Source organism: Streptomyces sp. NPDC059909, assembly GCF_042730885.1.
GTDB lineage: Bacteria > Actinomycetota > Actinomycetes > Streptomycetales > Streptomycetaceae > Streptomyces.
On the sequence record NZ_JBHWKX010000059.1, the window covers coordinates 31,043 to 48,054 of the forward strand.

16 protein-coding genes and 3 pseudogenes are annotated in these 17,012 nt (G+C 69.9%); 10 read left to right on the forward strand and 9 right to left on the reverse strand.

What is annotated here, in order from left to right; translation table 11 throughout:
* Positions 1-6 precede the first annotated feature (6 nt).
* Genes frdA through frdD form a run of 4 tightly spaced genes read left to right on the forward strand, consistent with a single transcriptional unit; the run spans position 7 to position 3,317 of the window.
* Positions 7-1,773, forward strand: coding sequence for a fumarate reductase (quinol) flavoprotein subunit (frdA, locus tag ACFV9O_RS30230; RefSeq protein WP_385423363.1), 1,767 nt, complete (start codon positions 7-9; stop codon positions 1,771-1,773).
* Between the two features lie 2 nt (positions 1,774-1,775).
* Positions 1,776-2,543, forward strand: coding sequence for a succinate dehydrogenase iron-sulfur subunit (sdhB, locus tag ACFV9O_RS30235; RefSeq protein WP_385423365.1), 768 nt, complete (start codon positions 1,776-1,778; stop codon positions 2,541-2,543).
* Entirely contained in the window at positions 2,540-2,950 is a 411-nt protein-coding gene (locus tag ACFV9O_RS30240) for a hypothetical protein (RefSeq protein WP_385423367.1), read from the forward strand. Before sdhB ends, ACFV9O_RS30240 begins: the two co-directional genes overlap by 4 nt.
* A 4-nt stretch (positions 2,951-2,954) precedes the next feature.
* Positions 2,955-3,317 (forward strand): fumarate reductase subunit FrdD, encoded by a 363-nt coding sequence (gene frdD / locus ACFV9O_RS30245; protein ID WP_385423369.1) that lies wholly within the window; start codon positions 2,955-2,957, stop codon positions 3,315-3,317.
* On the opposite strand, the gene ACFV9O_RS30250 is transcribed toward frdD, so the two are convergent.
* Together ACFV9O_RS30250 and ACFV9O_RS30255 are read right to left on the reverse strand one after the other, a co-directional pair.
* A complete protein-coding gene (locus ACFV9O_RS30250; RefSeq protein WP_385423371.1) occupies positions 3,260-3,751 on the reverse strand; it encodes a CchlQ in 492 nt (163 codons plus the stop codon). The genes frdD and ACFV9O_RS30250 overlap by 58 nt on opposite strands.
* Before the next feature lie 321 nt (positions 3,752-4,072).
* Positions 4,073-6,097, reverse strand: coding sequence for a DUF1996 domain-containing protein (locus ACFV9O_RS30255; RefSeq protein ID WP_385423373.1), 2,025 nt, complete (start codon positions 6,095-6,097; stop codon positions 4,073-4,075).
* A gap of 569 nt (positions 6,098-6,666) precedes the next feature.
* Here ACFV9O_RS30255 and ACFV9O_RS30260 point away from each other — a divergent pair.
* Positions 6,667-8,004 carry a hypothetical protein gene (locus tag ACFV9O_RS30260; protein WP_385423375.1) on the forward strand — a complete coding sequence of 446 codons (1,338 nt, stop codon included), beginning with the start codon at positions 6,667-6,669 and terminating at the stop codon, positions 8,002-8,004.
* A complete protein-coding gene (locus ACFV9O_RS30265) occupies positions 8,001-8,549 on the forward strand; it encodes a nucleoside-triphosphatase (RefSeq protein ID WP_385423377.1) in 549 nt (182 codons plus the stop codon). The genes ACFV9O_RS30260 and ACFV9O_RS30265 overlap by 4 nt, the downstream gene beginning before the upstream one ends.
* A gap of 80 nt (positions 8,550-8,629) precedes the next feature.
* Here ACFV9O_RS30265 and ACFV9O_RS30270 read toward each other — a convergent pair.
* Positions 8,630-9,477 (reverse strand): annotated as a pseudogene (locus ACFV9O_RS30270) (SDR family NAD(P)-dependent oxidoreductase).
* Positions 9,478-9,563: 86 nt separating this feature from the next.
* Between ACFV9O_RS30270 and ACFV9O_RS30275 the strand changes: the two are divergent.
* Complete coding sequence (locus tag ACFV9O_RS30275; RefSeq protein ID WP_385423379.1) at positions 9,564-10,040, forward strand: MarR family winged helix-turn-helix transcriptional regulator; 477 nt, start codon at positions 9,564-9,566, stop codon at positions 10,038-10,040.
* Between the two features lie 159 nt (positions 10,041-10,199).
* On the opposite strand, the gene ACFV9O_RS30280 is transcribed toward ACFV9O_RS30275, so the two are convergent.
* Positions 10,200-10,760, reverse strand: a complete 561-nt coding sequence (locus ACFV9O_RS30280; protein WP_385423381.1) for an NADPH-dependent FMN reductase — start codon at positions 10,758-10,760, stop codon at positions 10,200-10,202.
* A 682-nt stretch (positions 10,761-11,442) separates the two neighbouring features.
* Complete coding sequence (locus ACFV9O_RS30285) at positions 11,443-11,919, reverse strand: MarR family winged helix-turn-helix transcriptional regulator (protein WP_385423395.1); 477 nt, start codon at positions 11,917-11,919, stop codon at positions 11,443-11,445.
* Between the two features lie 219 nt (positions 11,920-12,138).
* Between ACFV9O_RS30285 and ACFV9O_RS30290 the strand changes: the two genes are divergently transcribed.
* On the forward strand, positions 12,139-12,795 hold the full coding sequence (locus tag ACFV9O_RS30290; protein WP_385423383.1) for a DsbA family oxidoreductase: 657 nt from the start codon (positions 12,139-12,141) through the stop codon (positions 12,793-12,795).
* A gap of 175 nt (positions 12,796-12,970) precedes the next feature.
* On the opposite strand, the gene ACFV9O_RS30295 is transcribed toward ACFV9O_RS30290, so the two are convergent.
* The 4 genes and pseudogenes from ACFV9O_RS30295 to ACFV9O_RS30310 form a co-directional block, all read right to left on the reverse strand.
* Positions 12,971-13,672 carry a DedA family protein gene (locus ACFV9O_RS30295; RefSeq protein ID WP_385423385.1) on the reverse strand — a complete coding sequence of 234 codons (702 nt, stop codon included), beginning with the start codon at positions 13,670-13,672 and terminating at the stop codon, positions 12,971-12,973.
* Positions 13,673-13,677: 5 nt separating this feature from the next.
* On the reverse strand, positions 13,678-14,382 hold the full coding sequence (locus tag ACFV9O_RS30300) for a hypothetical protein (protein ID WP_385423387.1): 705 nt from the start codon (positions 14,380-14,382) through the stop codon (positions 13,678-13,680).
* Positions 14,383-14,879: 497 nt separating this feature from the next.
* Positions 14,880-15,293, reverse strand: coding sequence for a hypothetical protein (locus ACFV9O_RS30305; RefSeq protein WP_385423389.1), 414 nt, complete (start codon positions 15,291-15,293; stop codon positions 14,880-14,882).
* A 148-nt stretch (positions 15,294-15,441) separates the two neighbouring features.
* A pseudogene (locus tag ACFV9O_RS30310) lies at positions 15,442-15,999 on the reverse strand (transcriptional regulator); the annotation flags it as partial.
* A gap of 45 nt (positions 16,000-16,044) precedes the next feature.
* Between ACFV9O_RS30310 and ACFV9O_RS30315 the strand changes: the two are divergent.
* Both ACFV9O_RS30315 and ACFV9O_RS30320 read left to right on the forward strand, forming a co-directional pair.
* Complete coding sequence (locus tag ACFV9O_RS30315) at positions 16,045-16,623, forward strand: IS607 family transposase (RefSeq protein ID WP_385423391.1); 579 nt, start codon at positions 16,045-16,047, stop codon at positions 16,621-16,623.
* Positions 16,616-17,012 (forward strand): annotated as a pseudogene (locus tag ACFV9O_RS30320) (IS200/IS605 family accessory protein TnpB-related protein); the annotation flags it as partial. The gene ACFV9O_RS30315 and the pseudogene ACFV9O_RS30320, both read left to right, overlap by 8 nt.

Below are 17,012 nucleotides of genomic sequence, written 5' to 3' on the forward strand. Positions count from 1 at the left end.
GGTGACATGACCGCTTCCCAGGACGTCATCGCGTCCCACGACGTCGTCGTGATCGGGGGCGGAGGGGCGGGGCTGCGTGCGGCCATCGCCGTCGCGGAGACCGATCCGGGACTGAGCGTGGCGATCATCTCGAAGGTCTACCCCATGCGCAGCCACACGGTGTCCGCCGAGGGCGGAGCCGCCGCCGTCGCCGGTGCTGACGACAGTCTCGACGAGCACGCCTACGACACCGTGTCCGGCGGGGACTGGCTCTGCGACCAGGACGCCGTGGAGGCCTTCGTCCACGAGGCACCGCGCGAGCTGCTGCGGCTCGAGCACTGGGGCTGCCCGTGGAGCCGGACGGAGGACGGGCACATCGCGGTCCGGGCCTTCGGCGGCATGAAGAAGATGCGCACCTGGTTCGCCGCCGACAAGACCGGCTTCCACCTGTTGCACACGCTGTTCCAGACAGCGCTGTCGTACCGGGACATCGTGCGCTACGACGAGTGGTTCGTCAGCACCCTGCTGGTCGACGACGGCCGGGTGCGCGGCGTGGTGGCGATCGAGCTGGCCACCGGCCGGGTCGAGACGATCATCGCCCGCGCGGTCATCGTGTGCACCGGCGGCTGCGGCCGGGTCTATCCCTTCACCACCAACGCCAACATCAAGACCGGTGACGGCATGGCCCTGGCCTACCGGGCGGGCGCGCCGCTCAAGGACATGGAGTTCGTCCAGTACCACCCCACGGGCCTGCCGTTCACCGGGATCCTGATCACGGAGGCCGCTCGCGCCGAGGGCGGGTGGCTGCTCAACAAGGACGGCTACCGCTATCTGCAGGACTACGACCTCGGCAGGCCCGAACCCGTGCCCGTGCTGCGCAGCATGGAGCTGGGACCCAGGGACCGGCTGTCGCAGGCGTTCGTGCACGAGCTCGACAAGGGCAGGACCACACTGACGCCGCACGGGCCCGTCGTCCATCTCGACCTGCGCCATCTCGGCGCCGAGCTCATCGACACCAAGCTCCCCTTCGTACGGGAACTGTGTCTGCGGTACCAGAACATCGACCCGGTCACCGAGCTGATCCCGGTGCGGCCGGTGGTCCACTACATGATGGGCGGCATCCACACCGGCATGGACGGTGATACCGGTCTCGACGGTCTGTACGCCGCCGGTGAGGTGGCCTGCGTGAGCATCAACGGGGCCAACCGGCTGGGCTCCAACTCGCTTCCGGAGCTGCTGGTGTTCGGTGCCCGGGCCGGCCGGGCCGCGGCCGAGTCGGCGCGTGCCGCCGCCGGGTCCGGGCCCGGCTCCGCCGTGCTGGCCCGGGCCCGCGACGAGCGACGGCGGCTCGACCGCCTGGTCGCCGAGCACACGGACGGCGGGGAGCGCATCGCGGACATCCGTACGGCGATGCAGGACACCATGGAGAACGCGGCCGGGATCTACCGCGACCGCGACTCCCTCGACAAGGCGGCAGACACCCTGCTCCAGCTGCGCGAACGCTGCGTCCGCGCGGCGATCGACGATCACAGCCGCGCGTTCAACACCGAGCTGATCACCCTGCTGGAGCTGTCGTTCATGCTGGATGTGGCCGACACCATCGTGCGGTGCGCGCTGCGGCGCGAGGAGTCGCGCGGCGCACATCAGCGCACGGACTTCCCGGCCCGGGACGACCGGCGCTATCTGGCGCATTCGCTCGTCCACCGTGAAGCGGACGGCTCCGCGCGCGTGGCGTATCTGCCGGTGACGATCACCCGTTGGTCCCCGGGTGAGCGCGTGTACGGGAGGCAGTAGCGATGGCCCACAAGGCGGCGACGACGGACACCGACCGGATCACCCTGCAGGTCGCCCGCTACCGGCCGGAGCGGGAGACGGAGCCGACCTGGCAGTCGTACGAGGTGCCGCTGCGCAAGGAATGGACGGTCCTCGACGGACTCAACCACATCAAGGACCATGTGGACGGGACGCTGTCGTACCGCTGGTCGTGCCGGATGGGCATCTGCGGCAGCTGCGGGATGACCGTCAACGGCGAACCCCAGCTGACGTGTTCGTCCTTCCTGACCGATGCCGCGCCGGGGCCCGTACGGGTGGAACCGCTGAGCAATTTCCCCGTCATCCGCGATCTCATCGTCGAGATCGGCGACTTCATGAACAAGCTGACCGAGGTGAAACCCTGGATCATCCGTGCCGAGGACAAGCCGCTGGACGAGGGCGAGTTTCTGCAGCGGCCGGAGGAGATGGACGAGTACAAGCAGTACAGCATGTGCATCAACTGCATGCTCTGCTACGCGGCCTGCCCGGTGTACGCGCTCGATCCGGACTTCGTCGGTCCGGCGGCCGTCGCGCTCGCCCAGCGCTACAACCTCGACTCGCGGGACGAGGGCGCCGAGGACCGGCGGGACGTGCTGAGCTCGGCGGCGGGCGTCTGGGCCTGCACCCTGGTCGGCGAGTGCACCACGGCCTGTCCCAAGGGCGTGGACCCGGCCGGCGCCATCCAGCGTTACAAGCTCACGGCGGCGACGCGGTCGCTCAAGGAGCTGCTCTGGCCACGGGGGGCGCGATGAGCCAGTCGTCCGCCCGGCCCCGCCCGGCGTTGTACCGAAAGCCCGTCCCCGCCTTCTGGTGGCTGGAGCGACGCGCCTATCTCGTGTTCGTGCTGCGGGAACTCAGCAGTGTCTTCATCGCCTGGTTCGTCGTGTACCTGCTGCTGCTCGCCTGCGCGGTCGCCGACGGCGGCGACACATACGCCCGGTTCCGGTCCTGGAGCTCGGGCGGATGGATCATCGCGCTGAACGTGATCGCCCTGCTGTTCGTCCTGCTGCACACGATCACCTGGTTCGGCCTTGCGCCGCGGGCCCTCGTGGTGCGCCTGCGCGGCCGGCGCGTGCGCCCGCGCTCGATCGTGGCACTCCACTACCTGCTGTGGGCGCTGCTGTCGGCGGCCACGGCCTGGCTGATCCTGGGCGGGTAGCACGATGGGCAGGAGCAGAAGCAGGAGATCATCGGAGCCGCTGCTGTGGCTGCTCTTCAGCGCGGGCGGTACGGCCGCGGCCCTGCTCGTCCCCGTTCTGCTGTTCCTCTTCGGCGTCGCCTTCCCCCTGGGCTGGCTCCCGGCCCCCGACCACGCCCATCTGCTCTCCGTGCTGCGGTACCCCGTCACCAAGGTGGTCCTCTTCGGCCTGTGCGTGCTGTGCCTCTTCCACTGGGCCCACCGCTTCCGCTACACGCTGTACGACGGCCTGCGGCTCAAGAGGCTCGGCGGCGTGATCGCCCTGTTCTGCTACGGCGGGGCGGTGGCGGGATCGGTTGCGGCGGGCGTGGTGCTGTTCGGGGTCTGACCGGGGCCGGCGTCCGGCGCCGAAGGTGCCGCCTGGCGGCATGTCAGGCACCGCCCGGTGCCGTCCCACGCTTCCCATCCGAAGGCCGCGGGCGACAGCGACCGCCCCTCGAGTTCTTTGCGCACCGCGACGCGATACTCCCAGACCGCGCCGATATAGGGGTGGTAGGCGTCATGGAAGGCGGTCGACGTCAGCGAAGCCCCCGCGGCGACGGCACGCTGTAGAGCACGAAGCCGCTCGAACATCGCCTGCCCGGCGCCGGCGACCGCGGTGCTGGCGTCGATGAACAGCCTTTCGCGCGCTTCGTAGATCCCGGCGTCGTTCAGCGCCGCGCGGGTGACCGCGTCCAAGTCGGCTTCGGCACCCGGGTCCTCGGCGACCTGACGCAGCCGGGCATGGCATGCCCCGGCGGCCGCGATGAACTCGATGTACACGGCGCGTCTGCGTGACCCCACACCGCGGTCGTCCTCGTGACGACGGCGCAGATGGTCGGCCAGAACCGTGCCGGATATGGCGATCGAGCCACCGCTGACCGTCGCGATGAGAGTCCCCCAGTCCACGTCTCCCCCGTAGTGATCCGACGCGCCGCCGGTCCGAATCTACGCGGATGTCCACCACGGGCGACAGAGCGCGGGACGGGCCATCCGCGTCCCCCGCACCGGGCTCCCGGCGCTCCCGCAGACGGCCGCTGCGAGATGCGCCGGGAGCCCGTGGGGCAGCACGGTGGCCCGGCGGGGACGGGAGCAGAGCCGACGTCACCGAGGACGGGCGTGCTCCCGGCGGTTGCGTGTCCGAAGCAGCACGATGCCCGCGATCAGCAGCGCGGCTCCGGCCGCGGAGGGCCACAGTTGGGCGCCGGTGGCGGCGAGCCCGCCCCCGGCTGCCTGGGGCTCGTTGCCGGAGTCGGGCACAGGGCTGTTCTCACGAGCATCCGGCGTGGCCTGAGGACTGGACGTGCCCGCACCCGCCCCGGACAGGACCGTGGGCTTCTGGGCCTCGGGCTGCCGCGCCTCGGGCTGCTGCACCGCGGGCTTCTGCACCGCGGGCTTGTCAGGCTCCGGCTGCTGCACTGCGGGCTCCTGCGCCTCAGGCTCCTCACCCGCGGGCTCCTGTTCACCAGGCTCCTGACCACCAGGCTTCTCACCCCCGGGCTCCTGACCACCGGGCTTCTCACCGCCGGGCTCCTGTTCACCAGGCTCCTCACCACCAGGCTCCTGACCACCGGGCTCCTCACCACCAGGCTCCTGACCACCAGGCTCCTGACCACCAGGCTCGTCACCACCAGGCTCCTCACCACCAGGCTCCTGACCGTCGCCGGCCGGAGGGGCACCGGGGCCGCACCGGCGTCCGTCGTTGATGCAGCTCACCATGCTCTGCATCAGATCGTCGTCGAAGACGTTGATGAAGTCGCCGTGGTCGGTGACCGGCTTGTGCAACTGCTCGGGGAAGGAGTCGACCGCGAACACCACGGGGTTCTCACCGTCGAGGACCGGCGGCGGCACGTCGTAGACGATCCGCTGCACGAGCTGCGGGATGGCCTTGAAGCCGTTCTGGCAGCGGCCGTTCTCGTCGGCGAAGGCCACATGCGTACGGTGGTTGGCGCTGTCCGTGTTCTGACCGTCCCAGCAACTCTGGAACTTGAAGGTCCGCACCACCTGGCTGCCCTCGGGACAGATGGGGTACTTGTCCTTCAACTGGCGGTCCTCAAAGCCGGTGCAGCTCCATGAGGCGTTGGCATTCGCGTTGCCGTTGACAAAGGCCTTGGCGTCACCGGTGATGATCCGCAGGAATCGCGGCATCGCGGCGACCTTGCCGACAGGGCTGCCCACGAAGTTCAGCGTGACCTCGGCCGGAGTGAGGATCTCTCCGACGTTCTTGTCCTTCCCGCCTCCGTCGGCGTCTGCATCGGCATCGTTCTGACCGTTCTGCAGGCGCAGCACCGGCCAGTAGTACGTCGACTTGTCCCCCTGGTCGCGGCACGTGGTCGCGCCTTTGGCGAGATCGTCGTCACTCGCGAAGGCGTCATTGGCCTGGTTGCCGACGTAGTCGTGCATATGGTGCGCGCCATGGCTCACACCGGGCGCAACGATCACGTTGTCCGGATTGAACTTGCCGTTCGCGTTCACGCCGCAGTCGGTGGAGAAGGTGCCGCGAGAGGCGTCACCGAGCCGGCGAGGGCTCTGGACGTTCGGCTGGACGGACTGGACGTCGACGAAGTCGGACGCCTCGGGACCGTTGCCCGCCTGGCCTACGCCGCCCTGATTCCCGTTGCCCTGATTCCCGTTGTCCTGATCGCCCTCGCCGTCGCCGTCGCCGTTCTCCTGACCATCGCCCTCACCGGAGCCGGCTCCGCCCGCATCGCCCGCATCGTCCACCTGCAACGTACAAGGAGCCATGGACTCCAGCCCCTGCGGGCGCTCCCCGGTCACACGGCTGATCGCTATGACGATGCCCTCGATACTCGCCGTGCGCTTGCTCTTCAGCGGCCCGAGGACTGCGTTCTCGGCGAACTGCGGATCCCGCGCTATCTGTTCCTTCTCATCGACGAACCGCTCGTACGCCTCGGTGATCTGGCTGTCCATCGTGGCGAGTTCACGATCGACCTCCGGCCTGGCGCCCTCCGGGACCTCGGGGAGCCCGTTCGCAACCTCAGGACACCTGATGGTGGACGCGGAACGGATCTGGTTCTGCTGCTGGTCACCCTGTTCGCCGGTGCGGCCCCATCCTTCGCCCGCGGAGGCGTAGGTGTTGACCGCGATGAGTCCTCCCCCTGCCAGCATCAGCGCGATCGAGGCACCGACCACTCTTCTGCCGCTTTTCGAACGTCTCCGTCTGGTCTGTCTCACTGGAACTCCTGCGTCGTTTCCGGTCGGCCGTGCTCGCATCCGGCTGCGGGAGGAAGCACCGAGCTACATACGCAGGAGACAGGCGGAGCGTTCAAATGAGCGCCGGCTCAATTGGATTCGGGCAGACGGGACATGCTGACGGCTATTCATGGCGCGCCTTGCCGCCTTTGGTCGCAGAGTGCGAGACATATGCGGCGACTCTTCACTGCTGGTTCGGCGGGGGCTGAGAGGGAAAGCCGAAACTGGATCTGGCGTCAGTCTGCGATTGATCATCGCAATCTGCGGGTTCGTATCAGATTCCGAACGTCGCGTGCTGACGCTGGTCCGCCCGACACCTGACCCGGCGACGGCGCTGGACCCCACCGCGGTATCGGTCGGGACCGGCCTGGCCTCCGGAACCCGCCCCGGCGGCCCGCGGCGGCGCCCTCTCGCTCTCACGGAGGCGGAACTGCGCCTCACACAGCTCGTCGGCCAGGGAGCCGGCAACCAAGCCGTATCTGAGCGTGACGACGGTCGAGGCCCGGCTGACCCGCATCTACCAGAAGTTCGACGTGCGTTCCCGGGCCCAGCCGGCGGCGGCGCTGAACGCCTCACCGCCCTGCCGCCGACCGGCCGCCGACCGGCTGGGGCCCCGGGTGTGGATCCGGCGGTGGCGGCGGCCGGATCATCCGTCGGCGGCCGCTCGTGCCGTCCCGCGCGAGGCGCGTGCATCATCGAAGGAAGGAGACGAGCGACAAGGAGTGGCGATGAGGTTGTCGTTCCTGCAGCCTCTCTACGCGGAACCCGGCCCGTTCACCTCCGTGTATCTGGACACCTCGCGCGACATCGAGGATCCGGAGCGGGCCATCGCGCTGCGCTGGCGCCGCCTGCGCGACGAGCTGGCCCGGCAGGGCGCGGACAGGGCGTCCATCACCGCAGTGGAGCGCGTGGTGGGTACGGATGCGGAGCTGCCCGGCATGCACGGGCAGGCGATCTTCTCTGCCGACGGGGCGCTGGTGCTGGACGGGGAGCTGCCGGCGCCGCCCGAGCACGACTCCGCGCGCTACGGCACGCTCCCCGACGCGATGCCCCTCGTGGCGCAGCATCTGCCGGAGATCCCCTATCTCGCGGTGGTCGTGCACTACGGCGGACTCCCGACGGCCGGGGCCGAAGGCACCGTGACCGTGGTGGCCGAGTGCGGGACGTGGCCCGTGTCCAGCGTCACCCCGGGTGAACGGCTGTCCCGGCACGTCCCGGTCGCGCGGTGGCACGACGCCGCGGCGCGGCTCGGCCGCGAGCTCGACGCACGCGCCCGGCACGAGGGCGCCGATGTGGTCGTGGTGGGCGGGGACAAGTGGGCGTGCAGCGTCCTGGTCCGCCGTCTGCCGGACAGGCTGCGGACCCGGGTCGTACGGGTCGGCGGGCCCACACCGACGGACACCGGGCGTGCGCTTCTGGAGGCACAGCTGGAGGCCCTGCTCCGCGGGCGCATGGCAGAGCACGACCGTGCGCTCGTCGAGACCTTCGTCGCCCGGCGGGCCCGGAACGGCGCCACGGCCGAGGGCCTGACCGCCGCTGTCGCCGCACTCCAGCGCAGCCAGGTCACCGCGCTTCTGCTCAATCCGCGCACTGATCCCCCGCCCCTGATCTGGACCGGGCCACGGCCCACCCAGCTCGCCCTCACCGAGGAGGAGCTCATGTCCTTCGGCGTACGGGCACCCCGCGAGGAGCCCGCCGACGAGGCTCTGGTCCGGGCCCTGGTGGCCACGGCCGCCGAGCTGGTCGTCGTACCGGAGAGCGAGCTGTGGCTGCGGGACGGGGTGGGGGCGCTGCTCCGGTACGCGGATGCGGGCACGCCATGAGCCCCGCGGAGGACTGGATGCCGACGAGGATCCTGCTCGAAGGACGCCCGGGCATCGGCAAGACGACCGCCGTACGGCGGCTGGCCGCGCTGCTGCGCACGCGTACGCCCGTCGGCTTCACGACCGAGGAGATCCGGCAGGGCGCCGCACGGGTGGGCTTCGCGCTCGAGACGCTGGACGGCCGGCGGGCCGTGCTCGCGCATGTCGACTTCCCCGGGCCGCCGCGGGTCGGGCGTTACGGCGTGGATCTGCGCGTCATGGACGAGCTGGCGCTGTCGGCGCTGGCGCCCGTGTCCCGGAATCCGGCGCCGCGGGATCTCGTGCTCATCGACGAACTGGGCCGGATGGAGCTGGCCGGCGCCGCGTTCCGGGAGGTCGTGCGGATCCTGTTCACGGCCGACGTCGACGTCGTCGCCACCGTGCACGCCCACCACGACCCGTTCACCGATGACCTCAAGCGGCGTGCCGGCATCGAACTCGTCCAGGTGACAGCCGGGAACCGGGACGTGCTGCCCGAGCAGCTTGCGGCCCGGCTGGAGAACTAGGACCCGTCTGCCGGCGTGAGGGGCCGCACCGGCTGCTCCGGTGCGGCCCCTCGCGCCGACGTGCGCGGGCTCCGCCGCGGTCAGCGGACCCAGGCGCCGGTGAGGCCGAGCACGGCCGAGCCGTCCAGGTCGGCGAGCTTGGTTCCGGTGAACCCGCGGGCCCAGTCGGACGTCTGGATGCGCAACGCCGGGCGGTCGGCGGTGAGCGCCTCCAGCACGGCCTCGGCGGCCTCGGCCGGGGTCTGCGCGCCGTTCAGGAACTGCGCGACCGTGCGGTTCACGTAGCTGTCGAGCGCGGGCGCGTACGGTCCGGCCGCGGCGATCTCTGCCTCGAGGTCGAGTCCGATGTTGTTGACGAACTCGGTGGCGACGGCGCCCGGCTCGACGACGGAGACGCTCACCCCGACGGTGGCCGCGACGGGCGCCAGGCTCTCCATGTATCCCTCGACGGCGAACTTCGCGGCGCAGTACGCCTCGTTGAACGGCTGGCCGACCACGCCGCCGACACTGGTGACGGTGATCAGACGGCCACCGGAGGCCCGCAGATGGGGCAGGGCGGCCTTGGAGACGGTGAGCACACCGAAGAAGTTGACCTCCATGACCGTGCGGACGTCGTCCACGGACTCGTTCTCCAGCGTGCCGACGTGACCGGCGCCCGCATTGTTGATCACGGCGTCGAGGCGGCCGTGGTCGGCGATCACACTGTCGACCGCGGCGGTGACGGAGGCCTCGTCCGTCACGTCGAGCTGCCGGATGTCGAGCTCCACCCCGCCTCCGCGGCGGCCTTGCGCAGCGCGTCGGCGCGGTTGGTGTCGCGCAGGGTCGCGACGGTGTGCCAGCCGGCCCGGGCCGCGCCGACGGCTGCGGCGAGGCCGATGCCGGAGGAGGTGCCGGTGATCAGAACAACCTTGGAAGGGGTGGAAGACATGGTGCGGCCTTTCGTGCAGCGATTAGGTGCGTGTACACACACCTTAAACATTATGTGCGTGCGCACGCAACCCGTAAGATCGGCACATGCCGAAAAGGAAGCTCACCGAGGCGGAGATGTCCGCCGCCGACTACGCCTTCTACGGTCTGGTCTGGGCCGGGACCACGCTCACCGAACGCGTCGACCGCGCCCTGAGCAAGGCCCACGACCTGCCGGTCTCCTGGTTCGAGGTCATGCTGTGGCTCGCCGGCAGTCCGGATCCGGTCCCGGCCTCGGTCCTCGGCAACAGCACGATGCTCAGCCGCAGCCAGGTCTCCCGCGTCGTCGACGCCCTCCAGAGCCGTGGCCTCGCCACCCGTACGCCGTCCGCCAGGGACGCCCGCTCCGTCGAGGTCTCCCTCACCCCGGAGGGCCACCGCCTGTTCGCCGAGGCGGACGCCACGCGCCGGGAGTGCCTGGCTCCCGTCTTCACCGACCTCCTCGACCAGCAGGATCTCGAGGCGCTCAGCTCGGTGTGGCGGAAGCTCAAGGCCGCCAAAGAGAGCGCGGAGGGCTCGGCCTGAACAGCGGAAACGGGCCAGCGGCCGGTGTCGCCCCGGCGGTGACGGAAGCTCCGGCGCCCGACGCGCAAATGACCAAGAGGCCGCTTCGGATCACTCCGAAGCGGCCTCTTGGTCGCGAAGAGCGGCAGGCGCTCCGACTCCGGCGGGGTGGCGCCGGTGTCAGTTGGCGCGCAGGCCGGAGAGGGCGTTGCTCCAGGCAACGACCTGGTCCAGGGTGGCGGTCAGGGCGTCGAGCTGCGCATCGATGGGCTTGAAGACGCTGAAGTTCTCGAAGTCGGTGAACAGGGAGAGGGCGACCTGGGAGCGCACGTCGGCCATCTGGAGTTCGCCGGCGATCAGACGCAGGTGCTCCACGGCGCGGGTGCCGCCGGTCGAGCCGTAGCTGACGAACCCGACGGCCTTGTTGTTCCACTCGCCGTAGAGGAAGTCGATGGCGTTCTTCAGCGCACCGGGCACCGAGCGGTTGTACTCGGGCGTCACGATCACGAAGCCGTCGAAGGATGCGATCTTTTCGGCCCAGGTCAGGGTGTGCGGCTGCGCGTACTGCCCCATCGACGGCGGGTAGGCCTCGTCGAGCAGCGGGAGCTTGTAGTCCAGCAGGTCGACGAGTTCGAACTCCGCGTCGGTGCGCCGGGCGGCGTTGTCGTGCACCCAGCCGGCCACAGCCTCCCCGTTCCGCCCCGGGCGCGTGCTTCCGAGGATGATGCCGATCCTGGTCATGGGTGTTCCTCCACGCTTCTTGAACAGCTTGAGCATGTAATTGCCTCATCAAGTAGATACTTGCCAGGTGAAGTAGATACCAGAACTTCTTGACGCGTCAAGCAGGCGCGGCGCGGCGCACCATTCCAGCGGTCAGGCGGCGGTCCTGGCTGTGGCGAGCATGTCGAGGAAGACCCGCCGGAGCGGCCCTCCGATGCGGGTCGAGGGCGTGGTCGGCCACGCCGCGCCAGATGCCCGGCCGGTGCGGGCCGGCCTGGCTGAAGTCCTCGAAGTCCCGGCCGGTGACGCCTTGCACCGGCGGGGAGTCGGCGGGCAGCCGGATGAGGCGGCGCCCAGGCCGAGCTCGCACGCCGGGCGAGGCCGATATCGGCGATCCGGCCGTTCCCTGGTGGCGGTCACGCCCTCAGCGGTCTTCGCACGTGCTCGGCGACGCGGGTCGACTCGGCATCGACGGGCCAGGGCGCGTGCGGCCTGTGACACCGGTGCGTGCCCGAGGAGCCGCCGATGACGATTGCTCGACGACCGGTCAGGGCGACGGCCGGTCAGGGCGACGGCCGGCCAGAGTGACGCACGCACCAACCTCCGCTGCGGAGGTCTGTGCGCCGAACGGAATGGCGGGTCAGAGCGAGGGAAAGGCGCCCTGCCCGAACGGGCCCCTCACCCCGGCCGGGTCCGTCAGGCCTCAGTCGTGGTTCGCCTCGTCAGAGGTTGCGACACACCGGAGTGCGGCTGTGAGTTGAGTGAGGTCCTGGCCGCTGAAGTGGTCGAGGAGGTGCCGTCGCACGCTGACCAGATGGGTCGGCCAGGCCCGTTCCAGGCGAGCGAGCCCCGACTCGGTCAGCACAGCGTTCCATCCGCGCCCGTCTTCGGCGCACTTGCTGCGTTGGACCCAGCCTTGCTGCTCGAGCCGGTGCACGACGCGGGTCATACCGCTGAGTGAGAGGTTGCAGACGGCGGCGAGCTCGCTCATCCGCATGCGCCGCTCCGGAGCCTCGGACAGGTACATGAGAGGCGTGTACTCGGAAAGCGGCAGCCCGGCGCCGCGGGTCAGATCGGCGTCGACCACGCGCGGCAGGGCGATCAGCACCCGGCCCAGCGCACGCACGAACGCTTCCTCGTTCTGACTCAGAGGCTGCAGGGGCTGCTCTTCGGACGGCATGCCCACACCTTATCTCCTTGACGGGTCAAGCGGTCGACACCCGCGAACCGCAGGAAGACCGCGCCGAGGCGAGCCGTCGCCGAAACCGCTGCACAGCCTTTCGCAGCGACGGGGGCCATCGTTCGCCCGTCCGGTTGGCACTATACGGTCGGTCATCTATTATTTAGTCGACCGACTGTCTATTTCGTCCCCGCCGGACGCCCATGGAGGTGCCGACAGATGCACGTCGAGATCTGGACCGATATCGCCTGCCCCTGGTGCTACATCGGCAAAGCGCGTTTCGAGCGAGCACTCGCGGCCTTCGAGCACCGCGACCACGTCGAGGTGGTGCACCGGTCGTTCGAGCTCAATCCGCGGGCCGAGGACGGCACGACACCGATCATCGACGCCGTCGCGGCCCAGTACGGGCGCACCCGCGATCAGCAGATCGCGAGGGAGGAGTACGCCGCTTCCGAGGCGCGCTCCGAAGGACTGGACTTCCGGGTCGGCGGGCGCGTCCACGGGAACACCTTCGACCTCCACCGCCTCCTGCACTTCGCCAAGGCCCGTGGCCTCCAGGCCGAGCTGATGAATCTCGCATTCCAGGTGAACTTCGCAGATGAGCGCTCGATCTACGACACGGAGACCCTGGCGAGCCTGGCGGTCGAAGTGGGGCTGGACGAGGCAGAGGTCCGCGAGGTGCTTGCCGATGCCGGCGCGTACGCCGAGCACGTCCGGGCCGACGAGCGACGAGCCACGGAACTGGGTGCGGGCGGCGTGCCGTTCTTCGTGCTGGACCAGCGGTACGGCGTGACGGGTCTGCAGCCCGTCGAGCTGTTCACGCAGACACTGGAGCAGGCATGGAAGAACGGAAGCAGAAGTAGCCGACCGGTCTAGCGTGGCCAGGTCACCGTCACCGGCCCCCGAGCAGCTGCCCGATCCGTGTCGCGCAGTTTGAGGGCCAGGTCTTGTTCGCCAAGCTCGACAACACCACTTCCCAGCTCAGCGCGCTCTGGACGAACTGCCGGGGACTGCTGGGCGCTCGCTCGCCGCAGGCCGCCCCGGCCACGCCTTACTTCTCCTTCGAATACGTGAACACGTGCCTGGGTTCCTGCTCAGCGGCTCGGAGGGTCCCGCCGTGCGCCACCACCGAGGACTTGGCCCGCACGATGCGGCGGCGGCGCGAGAGGATCCGTACGCCGACGACGATCGCCAACGCCAAGCCCACGGCTGCGAGCGCGGCAGCGCCCGCCAGACCGGCCGAGTGCAGGAGCTCGGTGGCGGCGGCACCGGCGAAGTAGCCGAGGAGCACGTTGCCGACGCCCCAGACCAGCGATGCGGCGGTGCTGTAGAGGAAGAAGCGGCGGTACGGCATGCCGGACGCCCCGGCGGCGAAGGGCAGGAAGCTCCGTACGAAACCGACGAACCGTCCCGTGAACACCGCCGCCCCGCCATGGCGGACCAGGAAGGCCTGGGCCCTTCCGAACCGACGGTCGGACCGGATCCCGCCCACCCGCCGCGCGCTGGGGCGTCGCGCACACCGGCGGCCCAGCACATAGCCGAGATTGTCACCGGCCATGCCCCCGGCCACCACGACAGCGGCAAGTACCAGGGGATTGAGATCGCCGCGGTTGGCGATCGCGGACGCGAGAAGGATGATCGTCTCACCGGGTACCAGCAGACCGATGAAAGCGCCGGTCTCGCCGGCCGTCACCGCGAACACGACGGCGTACGACCACCATCCGGCCGCCTCGATCAGGGCATCGATACGCATGGCCGTCAGCCCGCCTGCCGTAGCGGTACGAGATCCGCATCGGCCCGAGGCTCCACGGCCCCGCCACGGTGCCGGAACGGAACCACGTCCGCCTCCGGCTCCGCGGCGTGCGAGGCGTCCACGGCCGAGCGCCGTCGCACTCGGTCCCGGTCCTGGAGATGCCCCGCGGCGTACCAGGCGAGAAGCGGCGCACCGACTGCCAACAGAGCGCCGAGCAGGTGGTGTTCCGCGGTCAGTACCGCCCCCGCGACCGCGGACAGCGCGAGCACCATCACGGCGACCCGTGCCCGGACCTTCGCGGCCGTGGCGACCACCGCCAACGCCATCAGCAGGTACCAGCTCGCATGCACACCGGGCAGCGCCAGGTAGTCACGCACGAGGGACACCTCGCGCACCGGGAAGCTCTGCAGTGAGGCGAAGACGGCCAGACCGGCCGAGCTGGACAGCAGCAACGCGATGGCACCGCGCACATAGACCCCCTGGCGCCGGTGGGCCAGCCAGAGCAAGGTCAGTGCCATCAAGGGCCAATGGGCGACGGCCCGGATCCAGGCCGTCACGTGCGCCGTGTCCTGCACGAACGTCGCCCAACTCTCCGCCACGGCGGCCCCGTAGGGGTGGAGGCGCTCGGCGGCGGACGACGTCCAGCCGGCGTCGAGGAAGGACTCGTCACCCGGGGCCGCCGCGAGGAGCGCGCCGTACACGAACACCATCGCCGCCACGCCTGCCGCTGCGCGCCACAGGCTCCGCCGCGCTGTCACCTCCCGCGACGCGATGCGGCCGGAGACCGGACCGCGGCGCGAGCGGCGGATGCGATGGGCACATGCGGCGACGCAACTCACCGGATCCCTCCGGAAGCGAGGGCTGAGCCGCGACGGCCGGACTCGGCGAGGGCGGAGGAGGGAACCAGGCCATGCGTCCGGGCCGCCTCCCACAACGGCATGACGCCCTTGGCCCTCCGCTCCGCCACGCTCTGCGACGGGGATGCGCTGTCCTCCACGGACACGGATGGGTTCACGGCAGCCTCCTGATCAGCCGGGGAGCGCCACATCGGCGGACTCCGAGATACTTCATCGATCAAGCAACTGGACCGGACTCTCCACTTATTTCGACAGTGACGCACATCACAACGAGCTCCGATCGGTCGCCGGTCACCCCTCGGCGGTCGGCACGCCGTCGGCGGTCGACGCGTTGCGGGGACGGCTCGGCATCAGCCGAATGTGAAGGAGTAGGCGCTGAGCCCCGGGGAAAGCGTCAGGGTGAGAACGCCCTGGCGAGGAGCGCTCCCGCTCACCACTCGGTAGATGTTGGGCGGCCCCGAGACGGCGTGGGTGGTGGTCTTCCCGTCCAGGGTCGCGGTGACGGTGCCGCTGCCGCCGACATTGAGATAGACGTCGCCGGCGGAGAAGTTCAGCTTGATCCCGGCATTCCGCCTGCTGGTCAGCGCCTCCTGACCGACGCTCCAGGTGCCGGTCAGGGCGAACTCGCCCGGCGCGAGCGCCGACGGGTATCCGAAGCCGCCGGTGCCTTCGGCCAGGCGTCCGTTCGCGAGGGCGTCGGTGCGCCCCGCGCCCAGAGCGATCTCCGGAGTCTGGCTCCGGTCGGTCGGGGTGTCGTCCGGCACGTCGGTGGGGGCCGGCAGAGCGGTGCCGGGGTGCGCGGCGGTCAGCAGTTGCCGGATCAGCGATTCGCGGGTGGTGTAGTCGCCCTCACCGATGGCGACGTGCCGTACCCGGCCCTCGGCATCGATGAGGTACTCGGCAGGCCAGGCGCACGTCGCAGTCCAGCGTCAGGGGGCCCACCTGCGGGTGCTCGATGGTCTTGCGCGCGGCCTCCTGCTGACCCACGGCGCCCGCATCCCACAGTTCGGCGAACCGGTCGCTGTTCGTGCGCAACTCTGTGACCAGGCGCCGCAGTTGCTGGTCATCCAGGTACCGGCCGGCGGTCGCGCGCAGCTCGGCGACCACCGCGGTCTCCATCGCGCGCCGGGACTGCGGTGTGTGGCGGACGCGACCGCCCGAGCCGAGGAAGGTGCGCCACACGCCGTTGCGCTCGCGGCCGTGCCACTCACCCATGAGTGCCGTGTAGAGCGGGTTGGCCAGCAGCAGCGTCCACGCCGCGTCGAAGACTGCGACGGGCGTCTCGGTCAGCCGGTCCAGCATCCGGTGCACACTTGGCGTGATGTAGGCGGGCACCGTGCCCTGCCCCGGGGGTACGAGCCCGGCGACGTGGAACAGGTGCTCGCGTTCGGCTGCGGAGAGGCGCAGGGCCCGCCCCAGGGCCTCGACGACTTGCTCCGAGGGGTTACGAACTGCTCGGGCTTGAGTCAACTCTAGTGTGTCTTATAGCCTCTGAGTGGCTGTTATGGTCACTGCATGAACCTCAAGGAGTGGGCGAAGGCGAACGGTGTGCACCCGCATACTGCCTATCGCTGGTTCCGTGAGGGGACGTTGCCGGTCCCGGCCGAGCGGGTCGGACCGCGCACGATTCTGGTCAACATTGAGGCGAATTCCTTACCGGCCGTGACGGGCGGTGTGGGCCTCTATGCCCGCGTGTCGTCGCACGATCAGAAGTCTGATCTTGAACGTCAGGTTGCCCGGCTCGCACAGTGGGCTGCCGCCGGCGGCCACCGTGTGGTGCGGATCGAGTCCGAGATCGCCTCGGGCATGAACGGCGGCCGGACAAAGGCCAGGCGGCTGCTCGCCGACCCGGACGTGATAACCGTGGTGGTGGAGCACAAGGACCGGCTCGGCAGGATGGACGTGGAGCTGGTCGAAGCCGCGCTGTCTGCGACCGGGCGCAGCCTGGTGGTGCTGGATGACGGCGAAGTCGAAGACGACCTCGTGCGGGACATGATCGAGATACTCACCTCCTTCTGTGCCTGCCTGTATGGTCGCCGGTCGGCGAAGAACCGGGCGAGGAAAGCCCTGGAAGCGGCGGCTGCCAATGGGTGAGCCGAAGAAGCCGCTGCGCCGAATCGGCCCGCCGTTTGTCGCGCTCGGTCCGTCGGGTGTGTCGATACGCGACCGCCTCAAGGGGCTCACCGCCGAGGATGACAAACTCCTGCGGCTGCTCGGCGAGCACCTTGGCTCGCTGGCATCTCGTGATCTGGCGGCCCGCTGTGCTGACGGGCTGGAGCACTCCACCGACACGTGGGCCGCCCGCAAGCGCGACCTGACCGCCCAGTCGTCGTCCCGTTGGGCCGGCAGCATCACGAAGGCCACCCACGATCAGTGGGCGCTGTCCCGGCGCGGTCAGGCCGCGTACCTGGACTCCCTCGATGCAGGCATCCGCACGCTGCGGCACCGTCTGTCCCTGCCGATCGGGGAGAAGGGCACTAAGC

What these genes read in the sequence shown, in the direction of transcription:
- ACFV9O_RS30265 (WP_385423377.1), top strand. Translation starts at nt 8,001, where the DNA reads ATGAGCCCCGCGGAGGACTGGATGCCGACGAGGATCCTGCTCGAAGGA.
- ACFV9O_RS30240 (WP_385423367.1), top strand. Translation starts at nt 2,540, where the DNA reads ATGAGCCAGTCGTCCGCCCGGCCCCGCCCGGCGTTGTACCGAAAGCCC.
- ACFV9O_RS30280 (WP_385423381.1), bottom strand. Translation starts at nt 10,760, where the DNA reads ATGACCAGGATCGGCATCATCCTCGGAAGCACGCGCCCGGGGCGGAAC.
- sdhB (WP_385423365.1), top strand. Translation starts at nt 1,776, where the DNA reads ATGGCCCACAAGGCGGCGACGACGGACACCGACCGGATCACCCTGCAG.
- frdD (WP_385423369.1), top strand. Translation starts at nt 2,955, where the DNA reads ATGGGCAGGAGCAGAAGCAGGAGATCATCGGAGCCGCTGCTGTGGCTG.
- ACFV9O_RS30275 (WP_385423379.1), top strand. Translation starts at nt 9,564, where the DNA reads ATGCCGAAAAGGAAGCTCACCGAGGCGGAGATGTCCGCCGCCGACTAC.
- frdA (WP_385423363.1), top strand. Translation starts at nt 7, where the DNA reads ATGACCGCTTCCCAGGACGTCATCGCGTCCCACGACGTCGTCGTGATC.
- ACFV9O_RS30290 (WP_385423383.1), top strand. Translation starts at nt 12,139, where the DNA reads ATGCACGTCGAGATCTGGACCGATATCGCCTGCCCCTGGTGCTACATC.
- ACFV9O_RS30300 (WP_385423387.1), bottom strand. Translation starts at nt 14,382, where the DNA reads ATGGTGTTCGTGTACGGCGCGCTCCTCGCGGCGGCCCCGGGTGACGAG.
- ACFV9O_RS30285 (WP_385423395.1), bottom strand. Translation starts at nt 11,919, where the DNA reads ATGCCGTCCGAAGAGCAGCCCCTGCAGCCTCTGAGTCAGAACGAGGAA.
- ACFV9O_RS30295 (WP_385423385.1), bottom strand. Translation starts at nt 13,672, where the DNA reads ATGCGTATCGATGCCCTGATCGAGGCGGCCGGATGGTGGTCGTACGCC.
- ACFV9O_RS30255 (WP_385423373.1), bottom strand. Translation starts at nt 6,097, where the DNA reads ATGCTGGCAGGGGGAGGACTCATCGCGGTCAACACCTACGCCTCCGCG.
- ACFV9O_RS30315 (WP_385423391.1), top strand. Translation starts at nt 16,045, where the DNA reads ATGAACCTCAAGGAGTGGGCGAAGGCGAACGGTGTGCACCCGCATACT.